At 61.7% G+C, this 9978-nt stretch carries 12 protein-coding genes; 6 read left to right on the forward strand and 6 right to left on the reverse strand.

The genetic code is table 11. The features are described from left to right. Positions 1-322: 322 nt before the first annotated feature. From V3C85_RS00645 to V3C85_RS00655, 3 genes are all read left to right on the forward strand, one after another. Positions 323-976 (forward strand): L,D-transpeptidase, encoded by a 654-nt coding sequence (locus tag V3C85_RS00645; protein WP_108437556.1) that lies wholly within the window; start codon positions 323-325, stop codon positions 974-976. Beyond that, entirely contained in the window at positions 973-1290 is a 318-nt protein-coding gene (locus tag V3C85_RS00650; protein WP_216824710.1) for a hypothetical protein, read from the forward strand. The genes V3C85_RS00645 and V3C85_RS00650 overlap by 4 nt, the downstream gene beginning before the upstream one ends. Before the next feature lie 396 nt (positions 1291-1686). Next, the gene (locus tag V3C85_RS00655) at positions 1687-2460 is read left to right on the forward strand and encodes a cytochrome c biogenesis CcdA family protein (RefSeq protein WP_108437668.1); all 774 of its coding nucleotides are present in this window, start codon (positions 1687-1689) and stop codon (positions 2458-2460) included. 3 nt (positions 2461-2463) lie between these two features. On the opposite strand, the gene V3C85_RS00660 is transcribed toward V3C85_RS00655, so the two are convergent. Beyond that, positions 2464-3789 carry an Nramp family divalent metal transporter gene (locus V3C85_RS00660; RefSeq protein WP_331793102.1) on the reverse strand — a complete coding sequence of 442 codons (1326 nt, stop codon included), beginning with the start codon at positions 3787-3789 and terminating at the stop codon, positions 2464-2466. Positions 3790-3907: 118 nt separating this feature from the next. On the opposite strand from V3C85_RS00660, the gene mntR reads away from it, so the two are divergent. Then, positions 3908-4360: a manganese-binding transcriptional regulator MntR gene (mntR, locus tag V3C85_RS00665; protein ID WP_108437559.1), complete on the forward strand. Its 453-nt coding sequence runs from the start codon at positions 3908-3910 to the stop codon at positions 4358-4360. A 6-nt stretch (positions 4361-4366) separates the two neighbouring features. Here the strand turns inward: mntR and V3C85_RS00670 are convergent, their stop codons facing one another. From V3C85_RS00670 to V3C85_RS00690, 5 genes are read right to left on the reverse strand one after another with little or no spacing between them, the layout of a single operon-like run. Continuing rightward, positions 4367-5026 carry a DsbA family protein gene (locus tag V3C85_RS00670; RefSeq protein WP_108437560.1) on the reverse strand — a complete coding sequence of 220 codons (660 nt, stop codon included), beginning with the start codon at positions 5024-5026 and terminating at the stop codon, positions 4367-4369. Further along, entirely contained in the window at positions 5023-5460 is a 438-nt protein-coding gene (locus V3C85_RS00675) for a disulfide bond formation protein B (protein ID WP_108437561.1), read from the reverse strand. The genes V3C85_RS00670 and V3C85_RS00675 overlap by 4 nt, the downstream gene beginning before the upstream one ends. Next, positions 5447-5932, reverse strand: coding sequence for a signal peptidase II (lspA, locus tag V3C85_RS00680; RefSeq protein WP_108437562.1), 486 nt, complete (start codon positions 5930-5932; stop codon positions 5447-5449). The genes V3C85_RS00675 and lspA overlap by 14 nt, the downstream gene beginning before the upstream one ends. After that, a complete protein-coding gene (locus tag V3C85_RS00685; RefSeq protein ID WP_108437563.1) occupies positions 5929-6552 on the reverse strand; it encodes a methyltransferase family protein in 624 nt (207 codons plus the stop codon). Before V3C85_RS00685 ends, lspA begins: the two co-directional genes overlap by 4 nt. 4 nt (positions 6553-6556) lie before the next feature. Further along, entirely contained in the window at positions 6557-8848 is a 2292-nt protein-coding gene (locus V3C85_RS00690) for a heavy metal translocating P-type ATPase (RefSeq protein ID WP_331793105.1), read from the reverse strand. A gap of 83 nt (positions 8849-8931) precedes the next feature. On the opposite strand from V3C85_RS00690, the gene V3C85_RS00695 reads away from it, so the two are divergent. Further along, on the forward strand, positions 8932-9372 hold the full coding sequence (locus V3C85_RS00695) for a MerR family transcriptional regulator (protein WP_331793106.1): 441 nt from the start codon (positions 8932-8934) through the stop codon (positions 9370-9372). Continuing rightward, positions 9369-9704, forward strand: coding sequence for a YnfA family protein (locus tag V3C85_RS00700; RefSeq protein WP_331793108.1), 336 nt, complete (start codon positions 9369-9371; stop codon positions 9702-9704). The genes V3C85_RS00695 and V3C85_RS00700 overlap by 4 nt, the downstream gene beginning before the upstream one ends. The last annotated feature ends 274 nt before the right edge of the window (positions 9705-9978 follow it).

Consider the following 9978-nt stretch of genomic DNA (forward strand, 5'->3'; position numbering starts at 1 on the left):
GCTTGGCAAAAGACCTTTTGCATCCGGCTCAGAGCTTACCGCCTTAGCCCACCGTTCTGCGTGAGAAAGTGAGAGCGTTTCGGCCGCATGAGATGCAAATGTATCGAGAAAAGCACAGGGCGGTGTTACATCGAAAGGCGCATTAGAGCTGGTGGTCTGTTCTGGGAAAAATTTGTGTCCGGCAGTAAGCGCGACAGTCTTCGTCTTGCTGTATTGCGGAGGTAACAGTGACTTGACTGGACTTGAGACCAGAAAGCGGTGCCGTTAACGACTAACCCTTCTGGTGTATTCGGGAGGCACTCATATTGTGAAAGCGAAGCGGATGGTCGATCGACGCGGATTTTTGGTAGGCGCCGCCGCGCTAGTTTCCTCTCCAGTGGTGGCGGGCTCGCATCTTCAAGACCAGTGGGACGCGTGGGACGCAGAGGTGACACCACTTGGCTATGAACCTACCACAACGAACCCTTGGGGACTTCATCCGCGCCTGTTGCCGACGCGCGTCCAAGCGCGCACTGGTCTGGTTCCCGGTGACATCCATGTTGATGCGATCGCCCGGTACTTATACCATATTCAACCAGATGGATCAGCTATGCGCTACGGTGTCGCCATCGGCCGCGACGGACTTTACGAACCTGGAACCTACACGATCAGGCGCAAGGCGAAGTGGCCCAACTGGACACCAACCGCGTCGATGATTGCGCGGGAACCAGAGATCTACGCCAAGTTCGCTGACGGGATGGCACCGGGTCCAGGCAATGCCTTGGGATCACGCGCACTTTATCTCTACCTGGGCGAAAGGGATACGTATTTGCGCATTCATGGAACCCCACTCCCGCGGTCTATCGGCAGCCGGGCAAGCTCAGGTTGCGTCCGCATGGTAATGCCACACATCAATGATCTTTACGATCAGGTCCAAACTGGTGTGACAGCCCACCTTTATCCAGCTGAAGAAGGCGATAGGGTCACCACCGCATGACCCTTCCGCTTGGCCGCGCGTTCCATGGTCAACACTACAACATGGACACGCTCGACCGAAAGTGGACGTTTGTTCGTATCGCGACTATTGGCTCAGCCCGTTACTTCGGATTGAACAGCAGCCTGTGTGCAGATTGGGCGCCCCGCGACGGTTCGCAGTGGCAGCATTGTCGTCTCGACCGGCCCGACGTAGCGGTACCAGTAGCAACCGTCCTCTGGCCTCAAAAGCACTTCCTGAAGATTCTGGTAAGGTGCGGCAATCGCCCCAACCCCTTCCGGCAATTCTTTGAGAAACCCTGTTTCCTTGTCGATTGACTGACTGGCCGGAACTGAGCAGGCACCCACAATTAAGCAGCACCCAAGTCGCACAAGAATTAGCGTCGATCTGCCTAACATAAAAATTCCCCTTGCTCGGGCTGAACGCCACCTCAGACCGTGCGGAAGTAAACAAGCCAGCGATGGAGCGCTAAAGTCGTCCCATGCTTGCCCCAGAGAGCAGTTCGGACGACAATCTCTGACGGCACGGATACACCCACTTATGGATCGAGGTTCAAGTCTTGTCGGCGAACTGCGCGCGCGGTTCACTCAAATGTGTACCATGATCGTCTTGATTCCTGCCCTGCATGGAAGCGGGAGGCAAGAACCTGCTTGCTGCTCAGGTTGCTTGAGGTGTTAGCGAACTCTCAGGCTTATCGCGTCGAATGTCGGGCGATGGTGTCAATTTCATTTGTCGAAAAGAGAGCAGGACCCGTGTTTGAAATTTCTGGCGTTGGAGTCCTCGCGGCCTTTTTGGGAGGGGCTCTGTCTTTCCTGTCCCCGTGCGTGCTGCCGCTGGCGCCCGGTTATGTGTCCTACATAGCAGGGCAACCGGGCCAGAGTGCGCACGGTGTCGTGCAGATGAAAACTCGCCTGAATCGCCTGCTCTTGAGCCTTTATTTCGTTATGGGTTTCTCGACAGTATTTATTTCCTTGGGCGCTGGTGCCAGCCTTCTCGGTGGCTTGCTTTTGCAATGGAAATACGAGCTCGGCATTGTCGGCGGTGCGCTTATCATCGTGTTTGGATTGGTCATGACCGGGCTTATACGGCCGGGCATCCTGCTCCGTGACACGCGATTCACATTTGATGCAAAAGGCGGAAACCCTCTTGGCGCCTATTTGCTTGGGCTCGCGTTTGCTTTTGGCTGGACGCCTTGCATTGGGCCAGTTTTAGGGTCGATCTTGACGGTGAGTGCGGCTTCGGGGGCAGATGGCGTGGCCCTTTTGACAGTGTACTCGGTCGGCCTTGGTGTTCCGTTCCTGTTGCTCGCCGCATTTACGAATGAACTGGCCGCACGCATCAGGCGACTTGGTCGTGCAAGCCTCTGGCTTCATCGGGTAGCGGGCGTTGTCATGATCGCTATGGGTATCGCTGTAATGACCGGGCAGATCACGGATATTGCTTTCTGGTTGCTAGAGACATTTCCTGTTTTGGGAACGATCGGCTGAGGGTCAGCCCAAAAGCACGGTCGACAGCAGGTTCACGTTCAGCACGATAATCACGGCCGCAATCAACCAACAGAGGCCGGTCAGCCAGCGGGGTGCGACCAGTTCGCCCATCTTGGCGCGGCTGGCTGTGAACATCACCAAGGGCACTATGGCGAAGGGAAGCTGGAATGACAGCACCACCTGACTCAGGATCAAAAGCTCACCCACACCACCGCTGCCGTAGAGCAGGATCACGAAGATCGCTGGGATGATGGCAAGGCCCCGGGTAATCAGCCGCCGCGCCCAAGGGGCGATGCGCAGGTTGATGAAACCTTCCATCACGATCTGTCCGGCCATGGTGGCGGTGACAGTAGAGTTCAGCCCCGCGCAGAGGAGTGCCACACCGAACAGGACCGGCGCGAGCGACGAGCCGAGCAAGGGCTCCAGCAACAGATGCGCCTTGTCAATTTCGGCTACGTCGTGTTGCCCCACGGTGTAGAAAGCAGCAGCGGCCAGGATCAGGATCGATGCATTGATCGTCAGCGCGAACATCAGTGCGATGGTGCTGTCCCAAGTCGCCAACCTCAGCGCCTCGCGCTTCGAGGGCAGATCAAGCCCGAAGGCGCGAGTCTGCACGATCCCCGAATGCAGGTATAGGTTATGCGGCATTACCGTCGCCCCGATAATGCCAAGAGCGAGGTAGAGCATCGTCGGGTTGTTGAAAATCTCGCGGCTTGGGGCAAAGCCTGCGATGACCTCGCCCCAGACTGGGTCGGCCTGAGCAATCAACACGACAAAACAGGCCGCGATCAGCGCCATCAGCGAGATGATCAGCGCCTCGATCCAGCGGAACCCCTTGTTCTGCAGCCACAGGATCAGGAACACGTCGGCGGCTGTGATGAAGATGCCGATCTCGAGCGGGATGCCGAAGAGCAGGTTGAGGCCGATGGCCGTGCCGATCACCTCGGCCAGGTCTGTGGCGATGATGGCCAGTTCGGCAAAGATCCAGAGCGGGACGGACATCCATTTCGGGAAAGCATCGCGGCAGGCCTGCGCCAGATCGCGGCCCGAGGCGACAGCCAGCCGCGCGCAGAGAGACTGCAGGAGGATCGCCATGATGTTCGACAGAAGCGCGACGAACAAGAGCGTGTAACCGAACGCCGCGCCACCGGCGAGCGAGGTCGCCCAGTTGCCGGGGTCCATATAGCCCACTGCCACCAGATAACCGGGACCGATGAAGGCGAGGAACCGGCGGAACCGGCTGGTGCCACCGTTCCCGACCGCGATGGTGCGGAAGACTTCGGAAAGGGAGGGAGTCTCGCTTTCCTGCCGCCAGGCATTGGTCGTCATGGCTCTTGGCACTCCTGGCTTGATCGCGCCCGACAAGACGCGGCGCATAAAGTTAGACAATGCTAACATTCTGCCCCGCGCCTTTACTTGTCAATCCATCCCGTGCGAGACTATTCACATGACAGAGTTCGATCCTGCACCCCAAGCCACAACGGATGACCGGCCCGCGGACCTGCGCGCCGGGGCGTTTCAGGGTGTTCGCGAAGCCCGGCGCAATGAACTAGCCGAGGACTATGTCGAACTGATCGCCGAACTGATCCACCAACACGGCGAAGCGCGCCCCGTAGACATCGCCGCCCGGCTTGGTGTGAAGGTGCCGACAGTGAGCAAGACGCTCGACCGTCTGGCGCGGGAGGGACTGATCACCCGCGCGAAGTATCGCTCGGTGTTTTTGACGGACACAGGCCGTGCGCTCGCGAAGGAATGTCGGCGGCGGCACGAGATCGTGCTACGCTTTCTCATCAGTCTGGGCCTTGATCCCGAGACAGCGGAACGCGATGCCGAAGGCATCGAGCACCATGTCAGCGAGCGAACGCTGGCCCTGTTTTCAGCCTTCGCCAACCGGTCCTGAAGGCCTTCAGCTATTCTCGACCGCAAACCGCACATCGGCGATGAGGCTGTCGGCGCTGAAATTCTCCAGCCGTTTGCCATTAAGGAAGAAGGTTGGCGTTTGGCGGATAGCCAAGGCTTCCACGTCGGCCGCATCCTGATTCAGGATACCAGTGATGCCCGGGAAGAACTGGTCCGTCTCGGCCTTTTCAAGATCGAGGCCTGCAGCCCCGGCAATCTCCCAGGCGACATCCATCTCGGGCGAGCCATGGACAGCCCAGCCTGGTTGCTGTTCCAGCAGCGCATCCAGCACCGGCTCGAACTTGTCTTGCATCCGCGCAGCCTCGAGGATGCGCACTGCCTCGTCCGAGCCTTCATGGAAAACGGTGTAGCGCAGCACCACCCGGACCTGCGTCGGGAACTGCCGCCGGATTTCCTGCACCACGGGGTGGTATGCACGGCAGGCCTCGCAGGAGGGATCGAAGAATTCAACCAGTGTGACGGCGGCATCGGCGGGGCCGAAGCTAGGGGAGTAGTCACGGACCAAGAGGGCCTGATCCTCGGTTGGCGTGGCGGCGGCCGCCGCTTCTGCCTCGGCGTCGCGGCGCTGTTTCAGCACGAAGGCGCCACCCGCGAAGGCAGCAACACCAAGTGCGGAGGCTCCAAGGATAAGGGTGCGGCGGTTCATGTGCGGTGTCCTTTCGGCAGGATGAGACAGGCAAGGATCGCCGCAAAGGCGACCGCTGAGAGATAGGGGATCGGCAGGCCAAGGATCATCTGCGCCTCACCGGTGCAGGAGGGGCCATTTTCAGTGCATGGCACGATCGGTGCGGGCAGGATCCCTGCGTACAGGCCCGAATGCCATGCCGCAAGTGCGAGCCCGGCGAAAGCCAACGGCAAGCCATAGGTGCGCGCCATCCCGTCTCCCCGCCAGAGCGACAGGCCAAGGATCGGCACCAAGGGGAACATGGCGATACGCTGATACCAGCAGAGCGTGCAGGGCATCTGACCAAGCACCTCTCCGATGAAGAGCGCACCAAGCGTGGCCGCCAGTGCGATCAGGAAAGCGACGGTCAAGGAAAGGTCGTCACGCGACAGGCTCTGCGGGTCAGCTTTGGTCAAGAACCGGCTCCTTGCGGCGACGAAGGGGAAGCGAGGCGGCAAGGATCAGGACCGTGCCGAGAGTGATCGCAATATCGGCGACGTTGAACGTGGGCCAGTGCCAGTCACGCCAATAGAAATCAAGGAAATCAGTCACGGCACCCTGCCGAAGCCGGTCGATGATGTTGCCAAGCGCCCCGCCCACGACCAGTGCAAAGCCTGCCCTTTCCAAAGCAGGTTGCGCCCGGAATGCCATGACGGCGAAGGCGATGGTCAGTGCGCCCGTCAGCGCAGCCATCAGAAGGGGCTTACCCGCCATGAACCCGCCCATCATGCCAAAGCTCGCGCCGGTATTGAACCCGAGGGAAAGATTGAGGCCCGGCAGGACCGGGACCGCAGTCCCCTGCGACAGCAGCGACAGCGCTGCGGTCTTGGTCAACTGGTCTGCCACCACTGCGGCAGCAATCAGCGAAGTCAGCATCACCCTGGTCATTCTACGGCCTTGCTCTTGATGCCGATCCAGCGTGGGACCGACGCGGCGTAACGATCATAGTCCGGCCCGATCGCCGCGCGCAGGGCGGCCTCTTCCGACCTGACTTGCGTGCTGGCCGACCAGAGGAACAGGAGCGGGGCCAGGACCGTAGGGATTGCCGGAACCGCCATCGCAACACCCACCAGCAGCGCCGCTTGACCCACAAAGGTTGGGTTGCGACTGAAACGGTAAAGCCCGCCCGAAACCAGATCGCCCGTCTCGCCGCCCACCAAGCCGACGCGCCAGGATGATCCCATCGACATCTGCGCGGCAAAGGCCACCATCGCGCCAAGCCCCGCGACAAAGACCCCGATCAGACCAAGGAGGACGCCGCGCCCCTCGGTCCAAAGCGGATCGATCTTGTGCAGGATAGGCACGGCGAGCCAGAGGAGCGGCCCGAAGAACGCCAAGGCAAAGGCCACGCGAAACCCGATTGCCGCCAGCCGATCGCGCCCCGTGGCGCGGGCGAACAGCCATACAGGCCGACCCGCCGCTTTCGCGGCCAGCGCGCTGCCCCAAAAGAACAGGGCCAGATAGCCGAAGAGAAGGGCCAGTGCGGCCCAGCCGAAACCGGAGATCATCGTCCTACGCCTCCCGTTCCGGATTGAACCGCAGCAGGCGCAGCGCGTTCAGCGTCACCAGCACAGTCGCTCCGGTGTCAGCCAGGATCGCGATCCAGAGACCGGTCAGACCGAATACCGAGGTCACGAGGAAGACGGCTTTCAGCCCGAGCGCGATGGTCACGTTCTGGCGGATGTTGGCCATCGCAGCGCGCGACAGACGGATCGTGGCGGGAATGTCGGTCACTCGGTCACGAAGAATGGCCGCATCGGCCGTTTCCAGCGCCACATCAGTTCCCGAGCCCATCGCCACGCCAACGCTTGCCTGTTTGAGCGCGGGGGCGTCGTTGATGCCGTCGCCGATCATCATCACGCTGCCTTGGGTACCGATCTCGCGGATATAGGCGAGCTTGTCCTCGGGCAGCATGTCGGCCTCGAACTTCAGCCCAAGACTTCCGGCAATCGCGGCGGCCGTGCGCGGGTTGTCCCCGGTCAGGATCACCGATGTCACTCCCATGGCCGTCAACTGGCGCACCGCGTCTTTGGCATCCGCACGCGGCTCGTCTCGCATGGCGATAAGGCCCAGCGGGGTCTTTTCGCGGAACACGGCGACGGCGGTCTTTCCGTCCTCCTCAAAAATCGTGGCCTGCCGAAGACCGATGCCATCGAGCCCGCCATGCTCCATCGCATAACGGGGCGAGGATACATAGGCCACCGCGCCGCCCACGGTTGCAACAACGCCTTTGCCCATCAGGGCCTTGGCATCCTGCGACGGCAGCGCGGAAACGCCCGCGTCCTTGGCCTTGTTCAGGATCGCAATCGCCAGCGGGTGGCTCGACCCTGTTTCGACGCCCGCAGCAACGGCAAGAAGCTCGGCCTCGGTCGTTGCCCCGAACGGCACCACATCCGTCACCTGCGGGCGGCCATGCGTCAGCGTTCCGGTCTTGTCGAAGGTCACGACCTCCACCTTCGCCGCCGCCTCGATCACTGCGCCGCCCTTCATCAACAGCCCACGCCGCGCCCCGGTGGACATGGCGGAGGCAATGGAGGCGGGGACCGAAATGACCAGCGCGCAAGGGCAGCCGATCAGGAGCAAGGCAAGGCCGCGATACACCCAGGTGTCCCAGGGTTGACCGAATGCCAGCGGCGGTACCACCACGACCAGCGCCGCAACGGCGACGATTGCGGGCATATACCAGCGGCTGAAACGGTCTATGAAGCGTTCGGTCGGCGCGCGCGCCTCCTCGGCCTCTTCGACCAAGCGGATGATGCGGGCGATGGTGTTGTCTTCCGCGCCCTTGGTGACCTTCACCCGCAGCGCGGCCTCAGTGTTGATTGCGCCTGCAAAGACCGCATCCCCCGGCCCGCGCGTTTTGGGGACGCTTTCGCCGGTGACCGGGCTTTCGTCCACGCCCGAGGTGCCATCCAGGATCTCGCCATCGGCCGGAATCCGGTCGCCGGGGCGGACCAGCACGGTCTGACCGATGGTCAGGCTGGCGGCCGGCACCTCACGCGTGGTGTCGCCGGTGACGAGTTGCGCGGTCTTCGGGACAAGGTTCGCCAAAGCCCTGATGCCGTCGCGCGCCTTGCCTGCGGCCACGCCTTCCAAAACCTCGCCCACGGCGAAGAGAAAAACGACCAGTGCCGCCTCTTCCGCCGCGTTGATGAACAGCGCGCCGATGGCGGCGATGGTCATCAGGCTTTCGATGGTAAAGGGCTGACCCATTCGCAGCGCGGCAAAGGCGCGCTTTGCCACTGGAGCAACCCCGACCAGACAGGCGGCCACAAAGGCCCATTTGCCGATCTCGGGCGCAAGATACTCGATAACCCAGGCGGCACCGAGCAACAACGCGGTGAAGATGACCAGCTTGCCCTTGGCCGTCTGATACCAGCGCTTGCCCCGGTCAGCGGGGTCATCATGGACATGGCCGGGGCTGCCGTGGCCACTGTCATCGCGATTTGCGCTGGTGACCTTGGGGCCGTGGTCGTGCCCGGCGTGATCGTGGCCCTCATGTGTCGCATGGTCATCGTCATGCCCATCGTGGGCATCAGGCAGCACAAAATCCTTCTTCGCACCGGCAGCGCGCGGCGCAATCTGGTAGCCAAGTGCCCGGACGGTCTTTTCGATCTTGTCCCGCCCGGTCTGCGCCTCATCCAGCGTCACCCGCAGGCGTTCCGTCATGATCCCGACCTCGACGCCGCTCACCCCCGGCAGGCGAGCCACCGCATCCTTGATTTTGGTCGCGCAGGATCCGCAGTCCATGCCCGTCACAGTCCAGTCGCAGGACGTTTCGCGTGCAGCTTCCGACATCGTCATTCCTCCTGCCGCAGTGCGGGCAGTTGCTTTCATCGAATCAGGAACCTAATGTCTCTAGCAACTATAGCTTCAAGGGGAATCTGATGCTGACCATCGGAAAACTGGGCGAGTCCGCGGGGGTGAAGGTTCCGACCATCCGCTACTACGAGCAGATCGGCCTCTTGCCCGAAGCCGAGCGCAGCGCGGGCAACCAGCGGCTCTATGGCCGCAAGTCGCAGGAACGGCTGGCTTTCATCCGCCACGCCCGCGACCTGGGTTTCACGCTGGAGGCGATCCGCGACCTGCTCAGCCTGTCCGACAGACCTGACCAATCCTGCGCTGCCGCCGATGCCATCGCCAAGGCGCAACTGGCCGAGGTCGAAAGCCGCCTCGCGCGCCTGACCGCCCTCAAGGCCGAACTGGAACGCATGGTCGTGCAATGTGCAGGTGGGAGCATTGCCGATTGCCGGGTGATCGAAGTGCTGAGCGACCATTCCCTCTGCGCAACCGATCACCGTCATCCGGAAAGCGAGGTGCCGTCATGACAGCGCCGGGCACACTCGCCATCTACATCGGTGCCGCTTTGGCCGAGATTGCGGGCTGCTTTGCCGTCTGGGCCTGGATGCGGCAAGGGGCGAGCCCGCTTTGGTTGGTCCCGGGCCTCCTCTGCCTCGCCGTCTTCGCTTGGCTCCTTACCTTTGCGCCATCCGATTTCGCGGGGCGCGCTTATGCGGCCTACGGTGGGGTCTATGTCGCGGCGTCGCTAGTCTGGCTCTGGATTGTCGAGAAGCAACGCCCGGATGCCTGGGACATGACCGGTGCCACGATTTGTCTGCTTGGCGCGGCAGTGATCCTCTTTGCGCCCCGGGCGGCATGAGCTTCAACTGCACTCCGTTCAACCGGATGTGCGTTGCCGATTTTTTCTCCTCATGTCATGCATCTCGAATGTCGTGGATAGTCCGTCCCTTTTTTGCAGTGCTTTTGGCTGTGTCCCTTTTCGGGGCCACAGTCAGTGAGGTATCGGCCGGACTTGCGGCAGAGATCGCGGCAGCTGCCGATCCGTGCTGCGAAGGCGATTGCTCTGATGATCAGGCATGCGGCGTCGCCTGCGAAATGATGGCGCGTGGCGGAATGACAATGCTCGCGCTGGT

The organism is Pseudotabrizicola sp. L79, from assembly GCF_036553525.1.
Classification (GTDB): domain Bacteria; phylum Pseudomonadota; class Alphaproteobacteria; order Rhodobacterales; family Rhodobacteraceae; genus Pseudotabrizicola.